This is a genomic window from Xylanibacter ruminicola 23 (genome assembly GCF_000025925.1).
Taxonomy (GTDB): domain Bacteria; phylum Bacteroidota; class Bacteroidia; order Bacteroidales; family Bacteroidaceae; genus Prevotella; species Prevotella ruminicola.
In genome coordinates this window covers 1,484,036-1,502,046 of sequence record NC_014033.1, presented here as the reverse complement: position 1 = coordinate 1,502,046, position 18,011 = coordinate 1,484,036, and the positions used below count along the sequence as shown (strand labels likewise).

The 18,011-nt window shown below is 49.7% G+C and carries 14 protein-coding genes; 10 read left to right on the top strand and 4 right to left on the bottom strand.

Translation table 11 applies throughout. The features are described from left to right. The first annotated feature begins 55 nt into the window (after positions 1-55). Positions 56-1,585 carry a sodium:solute symporter family transporter gene (locus PRU_RS06565; RefSeq protein ID WP_013063877.1) on the top strand — a complete coding sequence of 510 codons (1,530 nt, stop codon included), beginning with the start codon at positions 56-58 and terminating at the stop codon, positions 1,583-1,585. Between the two features lie 47 nt (positions 1,586-1,632). Continuing rightward, positions 1,633-2,169, top strand: coding sequence for a TlpA family protein disulfide reductase (locus PRU_RS06560; protein ID WP_143040056.1), 537 nt, complete (start codon positions 1,633-1,635; stop codon positions 2,167-2,169). Positions 2,170-2,278: 109 nt separating this feature from the next. On the opposite strand, the gene PRU_RS06555 is transcribed toward PRU_RS06560, so the two are convergent. From PRU_RS06555 to PRU_RS06545, 3 genes are read right to left on the bottom strand one after another with little or no spacing between them, the layout of a single operon-like run. After that, positions 2,279-3,427 (bottom strand): cytochrome d ubiquinol oxidase subunit II, encoded by a 1,149-nt coding sequence (locus tag PRU_RS06555; RefSeq protein ID WP_013065060.1) that lies wholly within the window; start codon positions 3,425-3,427, stop codon positions 2,279-2,281. Next, positions 3,424-4,956, bottom strand: a complete 1,533-nt coding sequence (locus PRU_RS06550) for a cytochrome ubiquinol oxidase subunit I (RefSeq protein ID WP_013065568.1) — start codon at positions 4,954-4,956, stop codon at positions 3,424-3,426. Before PRU_RS06550 ends, PRU_RS06555 begins: the two co-directional genes overlap by 4 nt. Positions 4,957-5,002: 46 nt before the next feature. Continuing rightward, positions 5,003-5,221: a DUF4492 domain-containing protein gene (locus PRU_RS06545; RefSeq protein WP_033150046.1), complete on the bottom strand. Its 219-nt coding sequence runs from the start codon at positions 5,219-5,221 to the stop codon at positions 5,003-5,005. A 198-nt stretch (positions 5,222-5,419) separates the two neighbouring features. On the opposite strand from PRU_RS06545, the gene PRU_RS06540 reads away from it, so the two are divergent. The 8 genes from PRU_RS06540 to PRU_RS06505 all read left to right on the top strand — a co-directional run bounded on the left by PRU_RS06540 (position 5,420) and on the right by PRU_RS06505 (position 13,423). After that, positions 5,420-6,292, top strand: a complete 873-nt coding sequence (locus PRU_RS06540; RefSeq protein WP_013064421.1) for a hypothetical protein — start codon at positions 5,420-5,422, stop codon at positions 6,290-6,292. 8 nt (positions 6,293-6,300) lie between these two features. Next, positions 6,301-7,758 (top strand): TolC family protein, encoded by a 1,458-nt coding sequence (locus PRU_RS06535; protein WP_013065337.1) that lies wholly within the window; start codon positions 6,301-6,303, stop codon positions 7,756-7,758. An 8-nt stretch (positions 7,759-7,766) separates the two neighbouring features. After that, positions 7,767-8,759 carry an HlyD family secretion protein gene (locus PRU_RS06530; protein WP_013063338.1) on the top strand — a complete coding sequence of 331 codons (993 nt, stop codon included), beginning with the start codon at positions 7,767-7,769 and terminating at the stop codon, positions 8,757-8,759. 62 nt (positions 8,760-8,821) lie between these two features. Continuing rightward, positions 8,822-9,949, top strand: a complete 1,128-nt coding sequence (locus PRU_RS06525; RefSeq protein WP_049769216.1) for an ABC transporter permease — start codon at positions 8,822-8,824, stop codon at positions 9,947-9,949. Beyond that, entirely contained in the window at positions 9,933-11,138 is a 1,206-nt protein-coding gene (locus tag PRU_RS06520; protein WP_013064127.1) for an ABC transporter permease, read from the top strand. Before PRU_RS06525 ends, PRU_RS06520 begins: the two co-directional genes overlap by 17 nt. 2 nt (positions 11,139-11,140) lie before the next feature. Then, positions 11,141-11,734: a hypothetical protein gene (locus tag PRU_RS06515; RefSeq protein WP_013065160.1), complete on the top strand. Its 594-nt coding sequence runs from the start codon at positions 11,141-11,143 to the stop codon at positions 11,732-11,734. After that, positions 11,728-12,462, top strand: a complete 735-nt coding sequence (gene truA, locus PRU_RS06510; RefSeq protein ID WP_013064180.1) for a tRNA pseudouridine(38-40) synthase TruA — start codon at positions 11,728-11,730, stop codon at positions 12,460-12,462. The genes PRU_RS06515 and truA overlap by 7 nt, the downstream gene beginning before the upstream one ends. A gap of 43 nt (positions 12,463-12,505) precedes the next feature. After that, positions 12,506-13,423: a DMT family transporter gene (locus PRU_RS06505; protein ID WP_013065547.1), complete on the top strand. Its 918-nt coding sequence runs from the start codon at positions 12,506-12,508 to the stop codon at positions 13,421-13,423. A gap of 113 nt (positions 13,424-13,536) precedes the next feature. Here the strand turns inward: PRU_RS06505 and PRU_RS06500 are convergent, their stop codons facing one another. Continuing rightward, the gene (locus PRU_RS06500; RefSeq protein ID WP_013064785.1) at positions 13,537-17,979 is read right to left on the bottom strand and encodes a translocation/assembly module TamB; all 4,443 of its coding nucleotides are present in this window, start codon (positions 17,977-17,979) and stop codon (positions 13,537-13,539) included. Positions 17,980-18,011: the final 32 nt, after the last annotated feature.

Below are 18,011 nucleotides of genomic sequence, written 5' to 3'. Positions count from 1 at the left end.
GTTCGAGCGAAACATTAAACATTAAACATGAAACATTAAAGATTGAGAATTAATTATGATTATCAAGATACTTTTTACAGTTATATTTCTGGCCGTGATGATTGGGGTAGGACTTTACACCCGTAAGCAGGCCAGTAGTGTCGAAGGTTTTGTGTTGGGCGGTCGTGCCGTGGGTCCTTGGCTCACAGCCTTTGCCTTCGGAACCAGTTATTTCTCGGCTGTTGTGTTCGTAGGTTATGCCGGTCAGTTTGGCTGGAAATACGGATTGTCGTCGGCATGGATTGGTATTGGTAACGCTGTCATCGGTTCGCTGTTGGCGTGGCTTATCTTAGGTCGCCGTACCAAACTGATGACGCAACATATCGAGAGTCGCACGATGCCTGATTTCTTTGGCACCCGCTTTAACGATCAGGGCTTGCGTGTGGCAGCATCAATCATCGCCTTTGTATTCCTTATTCCCTATACCGCTGGTGTATATAGCGGCATTTCGCGCTTGTTCGAGATGGGATTCAGCATTCCTTACGAGTATTGCGTGGTGATTATGTCGATACTCACAGCTGTATATGTGATTCTGGGTGGATACAAAGCCACAGCCATGAACGACTTTATTCAGGGTATTATCATGCTGTTTGGTATTGTGGCTGTGATTGTGGCTGTGCTTAACGTGCAGGGCGGTTTGGTGGCTGCTGTCGACAAGCTGGCTGCTATGCCATCAGATGCCGACCCAACGGTGAATGGTGGTTTTGCTACGCTGTTCGGTCCCGATCCCTGGGGCTTGTTGGGGGTAGTTATCCTAACATCACTTGGTACGATGGGACTGCCACAGATGGTGGGTAAGTTCTATTCGATTACCGATGAGAGTGCCATCAAGCGTGGTACCGTTATCTCAACCGTATTTGCCTTTATTGTGGCTGGTGGCTGCTACTTCTTAGGTGGTTTTGGTCGCCTGTTTGGTACACCACCCATGCTGCCTAATGGCAAGCTGGCTTTCGACTCGATTGTGCCTTCGATGCTGGTAACATTGCCCGATATCCTGATTGCCCTCGTTGTATTGCTGGTACTGAGTGCTTCGATGTCAACCCTGGCTTCGTTGGTGCTCACCTCATCAAGCACCATGACACTCGACCTGATTTATCGCGATAAGAAAGCGTTGCCAGGCGAGGTAGAGGATGGCGAGATTAACGATATCGTATCCGAGAAGGTTGAGCGTCGTAAGGTAATCGTGATGCGCGTGCTCATCATGTTCTTTATCGCCATCTCGCTGCTCATTGCCCTTAACCCACCAACGTTTATTGCCCAGCTGATGGGTATTTCGTGGGGTGCTTTGGCAGGTGCATTCCTGGCACCATTTATGCTGGGTTTGTATTCACGTCGCATCACCACCATGAGCGTGTGGGCTTGCTTCGTGTGGGGTGTTGGACTTACTGTAGTTAATATGCTGGCTGGTAACCCCATCAACCCCATTAACTGTGGTGCCATTGCCATGGTAGGCGGTTTCCCTGTGGTTTGGTTGGTAAGTTTGTTTACCCATCAGATGTCGAAGGCCCGCGTGGATGCTATTTTCGAGTGCTACAAGAAACATTAAACATTATACATTAAATATTAAACATTAAAGATTAACAATTAGACTTTATGAAGAAATCCGTTTTAACCGTTACTTTTCTGGGGGTGGCCATCACATTGATGGCTGCCTCGTGTGCCAACAAACCAAAGGCTGCTGCTGCCCCTGCCGCAGAGGCTACCGAGGTGGCTGTGGATGGCGAACTGGCACCCGACTTTGAATTGCCTAATCTGCAGGGATCTACTACCAAACTGTCGTCGCTGCGTGGCAAATATGTAGTACTCGACTTCTGGGGTTCATGGTGCGTTTGGTGCATTCGTGGTATTCCCAAAATGAAAGAGGCTTATACAAAGTATAAGGACAAGATGGAGATATTAGGTGTTGACTGCCGCGATACTGAGGAAAAGTGGAGAGCTGCCGTTGATGAGCACCAGTTGCCTTGGTTGCAGGTGCGTTGTCCTGATGAGCAGCTGCAGACTATCGCTTCGCAGTATAGCATCGAAGGTTTCCCCACAAAGGTTATCATCGATCCTGATGGTAAACTTGTAAGAACGGTAGTAGGCGAGGATCCTGCTTTCTACACGTTTCTCGATGAGTTGTTCAAGTAGTTTTTTAGGCACGGATTTACACGGCTTAAATAAATTTAAAACACGGCCTTAGTTACAATGCTAAAGCCGTGTTTCTTTATAAAAGAGCCGTGTAATCCGTGCCTAATAATTAGTAAGCGTGGTCGTCACCTTGGAGTTCTTCCTTGGTGATTTTTTTCTTGTCGATAGCGCGCCAGGCGTAGATGATGTAGGCCAGTACAAATGGTACTAACAGCGATACATAGAACATGGTGCGCAAGGTGAACTCGCTTGAGCAGGAGTTAACCAAGGTGAGCGAACTCTGTAAGTCGGCTGTGGAGGGATAATAAGCGGTATGGTTCCAGGCACAGCTGAGCAAGAGTGCCAGAACGGTTAGCACAGTACCTATGCCTGCAGGCCAGATGCCACCATTATACCCCTTACTGAAGATGGTCTTACCAATACCAAACAGCACCAATACTACACCTATTAATAATAATACCAACAGATACCACATCTCCAGGAAATTGTTCAGATATTTGTATGGTTCCATGTAGATGATTCCCTCGTCGTTATAAGCAAAACCGTCCTTCAGCAGTACGTGTACCAGATAGGCTACAAACAGCAGCAGGAAAGGTACAGCTGCACCCACCAAGCGTACGCTGCCACGCGAGCGTATATCCTCGTCGGCTACGTTGTTCATTACATATAAAATGCCTAAAACACGTGCCAAGAACACCACCGCAAAGCCTAGTACCAGCACCCAAGGATTCAGTAGGGCATCCAGTCCGTGCGAAGCGTTGGCCCAACGACTGATGATAGGAGTGATGGCTCCAGCATCAACCAGATTGTCCTTTGCGATGATAAAGTTAGAACCCTCGAAGAAGGTGGCAACAGCACCACCTAACAGTAGCGGGCCAATGATACCATTTAGTGTAAGGAAGAATTGGAAAGTCTTGGGCCCCAAGAAGTTACCAATCTTATTCTGGAACTCGTAGCTCACGGCTTGCAGTACAAAAGTAAACAGGATAATCATCCACAACCAATAGGCACCGCCGAAGCTGGTAGAGTAGAATAATGGGAACGAGGCAAAGAACGCACCACCAAAGGTAACAAGTGTGGTGAATGTGAACTCCCACTTGCGACCAGTAGAGTTATACACCAGTCGGCGTCCCTCCTCCGTACGACCCAACGAGCGGGCTACAGAATTGGCTCCCTGAACAAAAAGCAAAAATACCAGTATCGCTCCTAACAGCGAAACGATAAAACACCAATAATGTTGTAAGAAATCGTATGTCATAACTCTGGTCCTTTCTTAATTTGTTTTAGTAAAATATTTATCTCAACCGCCAGCATGGTGGTGAAGAGTACGAGGAACAGGAAGAACGTAATGATGACGCTCGACGACTGCAGATCGCTCACCGATGCCCATGTGGGCAGCATATCCTGGATGGTCCAAGGCTGGCGTCCGAACTCGGCTACCAACCAACCGCACTCTGAACCGATATAGGCTAGCGGGATAAGCAGGATGGCTACCCAATAATGCCAGGCGGGTAGGGCGGTAATGTCGTACTTCTTGAACAGAGCCTTGGGGAACTTGTAGGTTACAGCCAAGATAACGGCAAAGAACAGGATGAACAAGCAACCCACACCAACCATCACTCTAAATGCCCAGAAGTTTACCAGAACAGGTGGTACCAGGTCGGCCTTATCCTTTACATAGCCGTAGCCGAAGTACTTCATGTTTGAATTGATAATTGACAATTGATAGTTGATAGTTGAGTCGGGAGCTCCTTCGGCTTTGGCTTTGCGATAGGCGGCGAGTGCCTCGATGGCCTTCTTGCCTCGTGCTATCTTCTCGTCGGCACTTGGCTCGGTCTTGCCATCGGGAGTGGTATAGCCGTTCAGCAAGTCGTTAATGCCTGGCACATATCCCTTAGGATCGTTGGTAGCCATGATGCTCAGTCCGTAAGGCACCTCGATGCCCTCAATCAGCTTCAGGCCTTGTTCGGTTCCACCATCGTAAAGTGCCTCCATCGCAGCCAGCTTCATGGGCTGCACCTCGGCCACATCCATACCCGACTTATGACCAGTAGCACCTGCCAACAGAGCGGCCACCAAACCTACGCCTGCACCAATCTTCATACTCTCTACAGCCAGACGTGTGTGACGTTTCTTCATCAGATACCAGCAGCAAACGCCTACACAGAAGATGCCGCCGATAATCCACGATGAGGTAACGGTGTGGCAGAACTTAGAGATGGCGAAGGGCGAGAGGGCCACTTCGGCAAACGATACCATCTCGTTACGCATGGTGTCGGGGTTGAACTCGCAACCTACGGGGTACTGCATCCACGCGTTGGCCACCAAAATCCACCAAGCCGATATCGTAGCACCTAAGCCAGTAAGCCACGTTGATGCCAAGTGGAAGCCTGGCGAAACCTTTTTCCATCCAAAGTACATCACGGCCACAAAGGTGCTCTCCATAAAGAAAGCCACAATACCCTCAACGGCCAGTGGGGCACCAAAAATGTCGCCTACAAACCACGAGTAGTTACTCCAGTTGGTACCAAACTCAAACTCGAGGATGATACCTGTGGCCACACCCATGGCGAAGTTGATACCGAAAAGCTTCTGCCAGAACTTTGCAGCCTCTTTCCAGAACTCGTCTTTTGTTTGGTAATACTTGGTCTCAACAATACCCATGATAACCGCCAAACCCAGCGTCAGAGGTACGAAGAGCCAGTGGTAGATTGCCGTCAGCGCAAATTGTGCTCTCGACCAGTCGATCGTTCCGGCATCAATGTTTAGTAATAGGTTTTGTAGCATAACTATAATGTTTAATATTTAATGTTTAATGTTTAATCTTTAATGTTTAATCTTTCATGTCCAGCAGCTGTCCCGCCACATACTCCGCCTCATGCCCATCGGCATGCGTCTTCAGGAAATCGGGGAAGAAAAACACTTTGAGTACCGCAAAGATTATAAACAATTTGATGAGGATGATGGCCCAAAGCGTTTTGCCGAGCGTCATCGAGCGGAACCCATCGTAATACAGACGGAACACCTTGCTGAAAAAGTTGTTCTTACTCATACAGATTGTTGTAAAATGATGTGGCAAATATACATTTTTTATTGTTACGTTCCAAATAATTAAGGTGTAAACTTCAAAAATTGGTCTAAATCACGCTATTTTTCTAATTTTTAATGTTGCTTAAATGTTTGAAACATAAAATTTTTTGTTATTTCAATGAAATAACCTAAATTTGCACCCGAAAATATAAAGAAAGTTATGAATAAGAAAGTTTTAATACCCCTGATTGTTGTAATTTTGGCACTCTGTGGTGCTGCTACATGGTTGTTTTTGAGTCTGCAGGAACAGAAACAGGTTGTGCAGGATATGGAGGAACTGGCCGAACTCGACAAGCAGGAAATGGAGAATGAATATGAGCGTTTCACCATGCAGTATAGCGAGATGAAAACGCAGATTAACAACGACTCGATTATCGCCCAGCTGACCGAGGAGCAGATGAAGACTCAGAAGTTGCTGGAAGAGCTGAAGCAGGTAAAGGCCAGCGACGCACGTGAGATTGCCCGACTGAAGAAGGAACTGGCAACCGTTCGTGAGGTGCTGCGCGATTATGTGTATCAGATTGACTCGCTGAACCGTTTGAACGAGAATCTGAAGGCCGAGAACAGTCGTGTAAACGCTGAGTTGAACGAGCGTAATGCCCAGGTGGCAGGCTTGAACAGCGAGAAGGCATCGCTCTCGGAGAAGGTGGCTATTGCTGCCCAGCTTGATGCTACCAATATCCAGATGCAGATTCTGGGTAAGAATGGTAAGGCCGCCAAGAAACTGAAGGATTGCAAGCAGATGCGCGTAAACTTCACCATCACCAAGAACGTAACCGCATCGAATGGTAACCGTACCGTTTATGTACGTATCCAGAACCCTGGCGGTAACACCCTGAGTGGTGGCGGCAGCTTTGCTTACGAGAACCGTAACATCGAGTGTTCGGCTAAGAAGGTGATTGAGTACACAGGCGAGGAGACCCCTGTAACCGTTTATTGGAACATGACACAGATGCTGGAGGCAGGCGACTACCGTGTGAGCATCTTTGTGGATGGCAATATGATAGGAACGAAGACATTTAGTTTTAAATAAGAGATATGATGAAAAAAACTTTTGGAATTTTACTGCTTTCGGCAGTCATCACGCCTGTTGGGGCTCAAAGAATATTGAGCTTGGACAGTTGCCGACAGATGGCGCTGAGAAACAATAAGCAGTTAGGTATTTCCAAACTTAAACAGGATGTGGCCGAAAATGCTCGTAAGTCGGCGCGCACCAAGTACCTGCCCCACGTGAGTGCTATAGGTACCTATGAGTTTACGAGCGAGGAGATATCTATTCTTAATGATGGTCAGAAGGCTGCCTTGGGTGGTCTTGGTACTCTTGTCGGTGGTACCCTGCAAAACACTTTAGGTTCGTTGGTAGCCACGTTGCCACCAGCAGCCCAGATGCAGATGGCGCAGGATATGGCTAATGTAACAGCTGGTTTGAACCAGAAGGGCCAGAACATCGTAGATGCTTTCCGTACCGATACCCGTAACATCTTTGCTGGTTCGGTTGTGGTTACCCAACCCGTGTTTATGGGTGGTGCTATCGTAGCTCTCAATAAGATGGCCGACATCACCACCGAGATGGCCAAGAACTCGATGGATGCCCGTCGTCATGCCACGCTGTATCAGATCGATCAGGCCTACTGGCAGGTGGTATCGCTCCATCATAAAAAGGCATTGGCCGAGAGCTATCTCGAACTCGTTAAGAAGTTTGATAGCGATGTACATAAGATGATTGACGAGGGCGTGGCTACACGTAGCGACGGACTGAGTGTTGACGTGAAGGTGAACGAGGCCGAGATGACCCTGACTAAGGTGAACGACGGCTTGGTACTCTCACGTATGTTGCTCAATCAGTTGTGCGGACTGCCCTTGAACGAGTCTGTGATTCTGCAGGACGAGCAGGCCGATAATATTGCTGTAGTAGAGCTCACCCCACAGTTGGATGTGGAGAATGCTGTGGCCCATCGCCCAGAGTTGAAGATGCTGCAGAATACCGTCGACCTGAGTAAGCAGGCCACCAACGTGCTCAAGGCTGCAAACCTGCCTCAGGTAGCGCTCATGGGTGGTTACGCTGTCAGCAATCCTAACGTGCTGAATGGTTTCGAAAAGAAGTTCGCAGGTTTCTGGCATTTGGGCGTTATCGTTCGTGTGCCCATCTGGAACTGGGGCGACGTGATGTATAAGGTACGTGCCTCGAAGGGCGCTACTGCCATCGCAACCCTCGAACTCGACGAGGCCCGCGAAAAGATTGAGCTTCAGGTTAACCAGACCACCTTTAAGGTTGATGAGGCTAACAAGAAGCTGACCATGGCGCAGAAGAATATCCAGCGCGCCGACGAGAACCTGCGTACCGCTAACCTGGGATTCCAGGAGGGTGTTATCAGTCCTACCGTTGTGATGGAGGCTCAGACAGCTTGGCTGCAGGCTCAGTCGCAGAAGATAGATGCAGAAATTGATGTTAAACTTAGTCAGGTTGACCTGCAGAAGGCCCTTGGCACATTAGAATAAAAGATATTATGACAGAACAAGCTAAACGCCAGCATAACAACATACTGCTTGCTATTTTAGGTTTTGCTACAGTTGTGGTTATCGTGGCATTGATTGGATTCTTTGCGCTGGATCGTGATCCAGACATTATCCAGGGACAGGTAGAGGTTACAGAGTACCGTGTATCTAGCAAGGTGCCAGGTCGTATTCTTGAACTTCGCGTAAAAGAGGGCGACTATGTAAAGGTGGGTGATACACTTGCTATACTTGATGCCCCTGAGGTGCGTGCCAAGATGGAACAAGCCCAAAGCGCCGAGAGCGCCGCTGCGGCTTTGGAGTTGAAGGCTCAGAATGGTGCTCGCAAGGAGCAGATTCAGGGTGCTTTCTCTGTTCTCCAGCAGGCTAAGGCAGGACTTGAGATTGCCGAGAAATCTTACAATCGTGTGCAGCGCCTGTTCGACGAGGGCGTGATGAGTGCCCAGAAACGCGACGAGGCTTTTGCCAATTACAAGGCGATGGAGGCACAGGTGAAAGCCGCTCAGAGCCAGTATGACATGGCTGTGAATGGTGCGCGCCGCGAGGATAAGATGGCTGCTGCTGCTCAGGTGGGGCGTGCCCGTGGTGCCGTGCAGGAGGTTAACTCTTATATTCACGAGACGGTTCAGGTGGCCCAGATGGAAGGCGAGGTTTCTGATGTTTATCCAAAGGTAGGTGAGTTGGTTGGTACTGGTTCGCCCATCATGTCGATAGCTGTGATGCAGGATCTTTGGGGAACATTCAATGTTCGCGAGGATCAGCTGAAAGGCATGCAGGTGGGTAGTGAGGTTAATGCCTATGTGCCTGCATTCGATAAAATCATCAAGATGAAGGTTTACTACCTGAAAGATCAGGGTTCATATGCCGTGTGGAAGGCCACCAAGGCTAATGGTCAGTACGACCTGAAAACCTTTGAGGTTAAAGCCCGTCCGGTTGAGAAGATGGAAGGCTTGCGCCCTGGCATGAGCTTGATTATTAAGGATTGAAGAATTCAAGAATTGAAGAATTGAAGTACTTAGCTTTGATATGGGAGATAGCTTTGCGTGAGATGAAGATTCTGAAAAAGAATCCCATGTATGGCTTCTGTATGGTGGTTTTCCCGCTGTTGACGATGGTGTTTTTTACATCGCTGCTCGACGATGGCCTGCCGCAGGACTTGCCTGTGGGTGTGGTTGATCTCGACAATACCTCGACTACCCGTGCGCTTACTCGTAAGCTCGATGGTTTTCAGAATTCGCGGGTAGTGGCTCATTTCCAGTCGGTTGCCGAGGCGCGTCATGCTATGCAGGAAAACGAGATCTACGGATTCCTGTATTTCCCCAAGGGCACTACCAGTAATCTGATATCGGCTCGTCGGCCCAAGGTGTCGTTCTATTATAGTAATGTGTCATTATCGGGCGGCTCGATGGTGATGAAGGATTTGAAAACCGTTTCAACCCTTGGTTCAGCAGCTGTAGGTATGACCACGTTGCGTGCTAAAGGCGCTACCGACAAGCAGATTCAGGCTTTTTTGCAACCCATCCGAATCGACCTGCATCAGGTGGCCAATCCTTGGTCAAACTATAATGTGTATCTCTCTACCGTGTTTGTGCCTGGTGTGATGATGCTCTTTATGTTTCTGATATCCGCCTATTCGTTGGGCATGGAACTGAAGTTTAATCGTGGTAAGGAGTGGATCGAAAAGGCCGATGGTAAGATAGTTGTAGCCATCATTGGTAAGTATCTGCCACATATATTGTTATTCTTGATGCTGATGTTTTTCTATCAGTTCTACATCTATCATGTGCTCCATTTCCCACACGTAGGCGGTTGGATGATGGTAGTCCTCCTGTCTTTACTTGGCGTGTTTGGGTCTATCGGATTCGGTATCTTTGCCTTTGGCCTGATGCCTTCGTTGCGCATGTCCATGAGTATCTGTTCGTTGTGGGGCGTTCTTAGTTTCTCGCTGGCGGGTTCTGCTTTCCCGGCTATGGGTATGGATGCTCCTCTGCAGGCGCTCACGTGGCTATTCCCGTTGCGCCATTATTATATGCTATTCCAGATAACGGTATTTAATGGCTATCCGCTTATTGATGCCTGGTTCCATCTGGTAGCGCTGATAGGTTTCACGCTGATGCCTTGGTTTGTTATCAGTAAGGTTAAAAATGCTATGCTCACTTATGTCTATATTCCATAAAATCATACAGGCTTTAAATGATGCCGCTTATATCTGGCGACAGGAGTTCAAGCAGGTGCTTCGCGACGAGGGCGTGCTGATTTTCTGTGTCATTGTGCCTTTGGTTTATCCGCTGCTTTACTCGTGGGTTTATAATAATGAGACCGTTCGCGAGGTGCCTGTTGTAGTGGTCGATATGTCGCATTCGCATCAGTCGCGCCAGTTTATCCGCATGTGCGATGCTTCGCCCGATGTGAAGGTGATTAGTCATGCATTAGATTTAGACGAAGCAAAAAGCTTAGTGAGTCGGCAGGTAGCAAAGGGTATCTATTATATTCCCGAGGATTTTGCCACGAAGTTGAATCGCATGGAGCAATCCACCATTAGCGTGTATTGTGATATGGCGCTGATGCTTACCTATAAAGCTATTTATCAGACGGCGATGGCTGTGAGCACCAAGATGGGTGCGCAGATGCAGGTGGCGCTGGCTGGCAACTATACTGCGCGCGAGGATGTGATAACCGTTAGTCCGCTCGAAGTAGAGGAGGTGCCGATGTTTAATCCCCAAGGTGGTTATGGTACATCGGTTTTGCCTGCCGTGCTGATGCTGATTATCCAGCAGACGTTGGCGCTTGGCATCGGACTGGCTGCCGGTACGGCTCGCGAGTCAAATCCTGATGGCGATCTGGTACCTGCTCATCCCGCTTATTCGGGCATCTATCGTATCGTAGGTGGTAAAGCGCTTTGCTATCTGATGGTGTATGCTGTTATGGGCACTTATCTGGTAGCGGTGGTGCCAAAGCTGTTTGGTTTTATGCAGTTGGCTCCTTGGCAGAATCTGATGGCTCTCATGGTGCCTTATCTGTTGGCCTGTGTCTTCTTTGGCATGACGGTTTCGTGTATGGTGCGCTATCGCGAGAATGTGATTCTGCTGATGGTGTTCATCTCGTTGCCGTTGTTGTTCCTGACGGGTGTTTCGTGGCCGCAAAGCAATATTCCTGGTGCATGGCAGGGCGTGTCGTGGATTTTCCCCAGTACTTTTGGTGTCAGAGCCTATATGCGATTAAACAGTATGGGCGCCAGTATTGGTGATGTTACTTCCGAGTTGCGCTGTCTTTGGGTTCAGGTGGCTTTCTATTTTGGTATGGCGTGCCTGGTATATGGTCATCAGCTGCGTGAGACGCGCCGGCATTTACACATAACGGATTAGATATGAGAAAGTGGTTGGTCATCGCATTAGTTTGTTTCGCCACCTGCCTCAAGGCGCAGGAGGCAGAGCGTGGTGTGTTGCTACAGCCCGATACCACCTTCTCGTTACCCCCGCTAACGTATCGTGGCACCATAGCCACCTATCCGTATATAGGACCGATGTACACCAGTTTGGGTAACTGGGAGCTGCATCCCGGACTGAATGCGTCGTTTTCGGCTTCGGCCATCTTTGGGGTGGGCAAACATGCCAGCAGCGGCTTTGCCAATAGTGCGGCTGTCATGTATGCTGGGCAGTTGATGCCTAAACTCTCGTTCTCGATAGGCGGCTATAGCTCGTTTCTGGACTATGGGCGCCATCAGATGAAGGATGCCGGACTGACGGCTATGCTGAATTATCGCTTTGATGAGCATTGGGAGGCAGGCATTTTTGCACAGAAGTCGATGATGCAACCTCGCATGCCGCTACAGAACATGTGGTGGCTTGGTGATGATTTTGGCGACAAGATTGGCGCTATGGTGAAATATAACGTGAATCCTAACTTCAGTTTTCAGCTGAGTGTGTGGAATAAGCGAAATTGTTTTGATAACAGATGGTAAAAAGATATTTTATTTGGTTGAGTTATGATGGCACCAACTATCATGGATGGCAGGTGCAGCCTAACGGTATCTCTGTTCAGGGCGAGTTGCAACGCGTACTCTCAACCTTACTCCGACAGGATATTAGTATTACGGGCGCAGGACGTACGGATGCAGGTGTGCATGCCCGTGTGATGGCGGCGCATTTTGAGATAGAGGCCGATATCGACTGCAAGCAGTTGGCTTATAAGATGAACCGCATGCTGCCTCAGGATATTGTTATAGATAGGATTGAGGAGGTGTCGCTCGATATGCATGCCCGTTTCTCGGCTACCGAGCGTACGTACCATTATTATATACACACACGAAAGTGTCCGTTCGAGCGCCATTACTCGTGCGAGATTCACTATCCGCTCGATTTTGAGAAGATGAACGAGGCTGGTCGTATCCTCTGTACCTACGAGGATTTTGGTGCTTTCTGCAAGGCGCATAGCGATGTGAAGACCACCCTTTGCAACGTAACCCGTGCCGAGTGGATACAAACAGGCGATACTACCTGGTACTTTGTGATTACGGCCAATCGTTTTTTGCGTAATATGGTCCGAGCCGTGGTGGGTACGCTGGTAGATGTGGGTCGTGGTCGACTCTCGCTTGATGAGTTCCGAAGTGTGATTGAGGGCAAGCGCCGCAGCGATGCAGGCGAGTCGATGCCTGGTAACGCCTTGTTCCTTGAGGATGTGAAGTATTAAGAATTGAAAGATTGAAAAATTGAAGTTTTTAGGATAACAGATTATGTGGTTATTATTGGCGTTTATGTCGGCAGCTTTGTTGGGCTGCTATGATTCATTAAAGAAACAGGCCCTGAAGGGTAATGCGGTTATTCCCGTGCTTTTTCTCAATACGTTGTTTTCAAGTTTGTTTTTCCTGCCGTTCATAGTGCTGAGTGGTACTACTCAGGTGCTTGATGGCAGTATATTCCATGTGTCGGCAGGCGGTTGGGATATGCACAAGTATATCCTGCTCAAGTCGCTCATCGTGCTGTCGAGCTGGATTCTGGGCTATTTCGGCATGAAGCATCTGCCACTTACGATTGTGGGTCCTATCAACGCCACACGTCCGGTGATGGTGCTGGTGGGTGCGCTCTTGGTGTTTGGCGAGCGCCTGAACCATTGGCAATGGATAGGTGTGCTGCTGGCCATCGCCTCGTTCCTACTGCTGAGTCGTAGCGGCAAGAAGGAGGGCATCGACTTTAAGCACAACAACTGGATATTTATGATTGTAGGTGCTGCCATTCTGGGTGCCGTGAGCGGTTTGTACGACAAGTTCCTGATGGCGCCAGTAGAGAATGGCGGCGTGGGCTTGGACCGCATGATGGTGCAGTCGTGGTATAACATCTACCAATGTTTAATGATGGGTGCTATGCTGTGGTTGCTGTGGTGGCCTAAGCACGAGCAGACAACGCCGTTCCATTGGTCGTGGTCGATTGTGGGTGTGAGTCTTTTCCTGAGCATCGCCGACTTCATGTACTTTTATTCACTCTCGTTGCCCGAGGCCATGATTTCTATCGTATCGATGATTCGTCGTGGTAGCGTGATTGTAAGCTTTACGTTTGGTGCGATGTTCTTCCACGAGAAGAATCTCAAGGCCAAAGCCTTCGACTTGGCGCTTGTGCTCCTTGGAATGGTATTCCTCTACATTGGTAGCAAGTAGTTTTTTTTAGGCACTGATTAACACGGCTTTTTTATAAAAAGACACGGCCTTAGTTGCAATGCTAAAGCCGTGTCTTAATTTTATTAAGCCGTGTTAATCCGTGCCTAAAATCTCTATTTCTTTTCTTTGCGTTTACGTTTCTTCGACGAGAATAAATCTCTGATACCGTTGAAGTCTTTTTTCATAATCAGACCGATGCCTTGGGTGTTAAGGCTTGACTTGGTGAAGTAGCGATCGTTAGTCTGGTTGTAAACCTTCAGGGCTAAGTTGCCGTTGGGGTAGAGGAGATACTGCACGTCGAAGTCGCCAATGAATGATGGGTTGGCTTGCGTGGCGTTGTCGCGATAGCCAAACTGTCCGTTAATCAGCAGTCGGTTGTTTAGCATGCGACCGTTGATGATACCCTCGTACTCGGCATTGTGCCAGCCCTCGTTACCAGTAGATATGTTGGCACCAAAGTTCCAGTTATCGTTCTTGATAAACTGGTTGATAAGCGTATTGATTTGCGACGATAGCGTACCCGACAGGAAACTCTGCATGGCCAGCGATGTCTGGTCGGTTCGCTCGCCTGTGGCGCTGGTGCTGTTGTTGGCACCCTGATTGTAGAATCGGCCGATAGCCAACAGATATACCACCTGCTGGTTCATCTCCTGCTGTCCGTTGATAACCGAGCGTACCATCTGCTGCTCGTCGGCATTTACCGTTGGCATCTCCAGGTCGAAGTCAACCTGTGGTGCTGCGGGCTGTCCGCCAATGTTCATCAAGCAGTTTACACGAATGGTGTTGCTGCTGAACGAGTTGCCGATGTTCAGGTCGGAAAGACTCACGCCGCTAACCGTATAAACGGCCTGCAGGTTGAGTGCTGCCTGATAGGGATCGCCACCAAACACGATGGTACCACCGCGGTTAAACGTAAAGTTCTTCTTGATGATATTCTGGATGGTGATGCCGTACGTGCCGTGATCAACGGTGTAGGTTCCAAACATATTAAACGAGCCCTTGTTGTGGAACGATGCGCGTATCGAACCGTTACCATAAAGGGTGATGTAATCCTTGGTACCTTCGTCCATCAGCAGCTTCAGGGCGGCGTTGGGCGTGGCGTTAATCTGGAAGTTGATGTAGATATCCGTATCGTCGGCACGCGTGTTGGCAGGCGTGGTGGCGCCCAGCTTAGCCGTTGTGCCAACTGTGGTGGTATCGGGGTGCTCCCAGGTAATAAACTCCTGATTGCTGATAGCATCTGGACTGGCGGCGTTATACACAAACACACTACCAGGCTGGGGCGTTACGTTACAATCGATAATCACATCGTTGCCATGACCGCTGATAGATACGTTACCACCTGCATAAACGGTGCCGTAGAAGGTTGATTCGCTACCATCGGGATTGGTAAAATCCTTAAAGTCGTAAGCCAACAGGTTGTCGGTTTCTACAAACAGGTCGAAACTCAGGTTGGTCAGGCTCTGATGGTGTATGCCACCCGAGAGTATAGCCTTGTTGCCTAAGGCATCGTAGATAGGCATGTGGCGCAGTTCTATCTCGTTGGGCACCATCACTACGGTGTCGCGTACCAGCTTATACGTGGTGTTCAGCGGCGTAACGGTAGCCTCGCCATCCACAATCAGCTTACCTGTCAGGTTGATATCGTCGAGAGTGCCAGCCACACGGGCCAAGCCCTTACCATGACCGGTAATGCTCGAGAGAAAGCTCTTGGTAAAGTTGTGCATGAACTCGATGCTGGTGCCATCGGCTTCGATACCAAGATCGATGGTGTTATGTACGGGTGATACGTAGCCGTTGATACGTGTCTGGGCATCGGGACCGTCGTCGGCCACCGCATGTATATCTATCTGCTGGGCCTCGTGGTTCCAGTTGGCAAGGGCATGCAGCACACCCATGCGTCCGCGTTCAAACTTAAACTCATCTACGGTCAGGTCGGCATTAGCCTTAAACTCGTCGAAGAGCGACCAGGCGCGGGCTTTTCCTGTGGCCTTACCGCTGAACTCCACGCTGTGGAAGTTCACCAGGTCGAGGATATAACCCACCTCAACCTCACGCAGATCCACGGTGAGCGAGTCGGTTGCGTTCTTCGAGGCAATACCATCCACGATGATATGCTGACGTCCGTGCTGAACCGAGAAATGGTCTACCAGCAGGAACTTATCGCTATACAGCACATCCGAAGGCTCTACATCCCAACCCTCGCCACGCAAAATGATGTGCGACGGCATGAATCGCAGGTGTGCCTCTTGCTTGCCTGCCACGTTGTGGTACAGCTGCATGATGGTGTTCAGCTCGCCACTCATACGCTCGCCCTCGTTGTGGTTGTCCCAGTAGAGCGATGTGGTGAGGTTATTATTAGCGGCATGGGCCGAGAGTCCCAGATCCAGATGCTGGCCGTCGTCCATCTGCTTACGTATGTTCAGGTTACAACGCATGGTGTCGGCTGGCGACGAGATGTTGATGTAGCCATCGCTATACCACGAGCCGTTGTAGGCAAACGATGGGATGTCGCCGTTCAAGTATAGCTCGTTGGTAAAGTCGTTAACGCGGGCTTGTAGGGTTACGGGCTGGCGCAGTTGCAGGTCGACGTTAAACACACGTCGCAGCCAGTCGCTCTTGCTTACCATCAGGCGTACCACAAAGTTGTTGTGGGTCTTGGTGGTGGTAGCAGGCAGAATGGGCAGGGTGGGCAGCTTGCTCTTCAGCAGGTTTACAAACGATCCTGCCAGCGTGTTAAAGTCGAACTGTCCCTTCAACTCAGCATCGGCAAAGTCGCTCTTTACGGTAAGGAAGTGGATGCCATCCGTATGACCTGTTGTGATGTTCAGGTTATCCAGACGGTAGGCAGGATGCTGCTCGGTAGCCGAGATGTTGAAGTTACTCAGTCGTATGTTACCTTGCGCATCGTTCAGGTTGCGTGCAGCCAGATTAGCCTCCAGCTGTCCGCTCAGCGTGGCGCCGCCCCATTGGTCGGTCAGATGCAGGGCGTGCGGGTTGTATCGCTCTATGTTTGCTTGCAGCTTAATGCTGTTAAGAGGCTTGTCGTTCAGATGCTGGTCGGCCAGCTCTGCTGTAATCTGCGCCTCCAGGTTAAGGTCGTTTATATCAAAGTTACCGGTTATCACACCCTGATTGTAGCCGCCGTTAAGCGCCAGGTTATGATAGGTATAGCCCTTGTAGTCGAAATCGCTGATAATGCCATCCACATTCACGTCGGGTTTCTGTCCCTCGTGCAGCTGACCCTTCAGGGCGAGGGTAGTGGTTAGCTTACCCAGGTCGTTGCTGGCCAGCAGCTGCTGCAGGTTCAAGGCTGCAACTTCAACCGTACCGGCAAACGATTGGTCGGCTGCCAGGTTCATATCCACCTTGGCATCGCCGGCGCCTGTATGCACATCGGCCTGCAGGTTGCCCGCCCCTTGCTGGTTGCGCTCGCTTTCGGCCGATAGCTGTACGCCACCCATACGTGTCAGCTCCTCAGGTATCTGAGGGAAGGCGTTGGCAAGCGTGGCCAGATAGCCCTCCGAAACCGCCAGGCGGTTCAGCTGTACGCTCCACGATGGGCGCTTCTGCCAGTCGGCCACCCAACCATGGGCGTTGATGTCCAATTCGTGTCCTGCCGATGCTATCAGCAGGCTGGGTATGGTTACTTTTGTATCGGTACCATTAAAGCTGGTTGCGATGGATAAGCGGTTTGATAATCCCTTTAGTTGTGGAACGAAACAGACTAGCTCTGAGGGAGTTATGCTGGTGTTAGAAATCTTTCCGTAATAGTCTAACGAGCCCTTCTGCAAGCCGCTGTCGGTCATCAGATAGGTGGCGTTCAGCGTGTCGATCTGCAAACGCGACTGGGGAAGTTCTACCAGCAGATTCTCTAATTGCGACTGCTTGCGACCGGCTGCCAAGTGGAACTTTAAGCGCTTCACCACCAGTCCACAACGCTCCTTCAACTCCAGTCGTTTTACGTTCACGTTCAGCGAGTCGTCGGTCAGCGCCTTTAGGTTGATGTGCGCACTCAGGTCGCTTATCTTCAGGTGCGAGGGATTGAACACGCCGATGGTAACGGGCTTGTATTTCTCGTCGTAGGTTACGCTGGTGCGACGTACGATGAGCGAGTTGATACGCAGGTCGAGTGGGGTATGACTGGTGGTATCTTTCGATGCCAGCGAGTCGAGTACGAACTGAAAATTGGTCTTGCTGCGCTCGTTCTCCTTATATAATATAAGATGTGCGCCAAACAGCTGGGCCGACGAGATGGAAATCTTGCCATCCAGCAGCGGCAGCAGTTCCAGACGTACCGACAGGCGGCCTACACGCAACATGTCCTGCTGCTGTTGGTCCTTAATTCGCACATCATCAATAATCACACGGTTAAACAGTCCCAGATCAACGCGACCGATGCTTACCTGGGTGCCTAATTTATCGGCAATAGCATCGGCTACCTTGCTGCCAAGGTAGTTCTGAGCCTGGGGTATATATGAGACGGTCATGAGTGCCACATTAAGTAGAATGACACCCCAAATTGTCCAGCTAACGAATCTTTTGAGTAACTTCACGAGGCAAAATTACGACTTTTTGTTGTGATTTG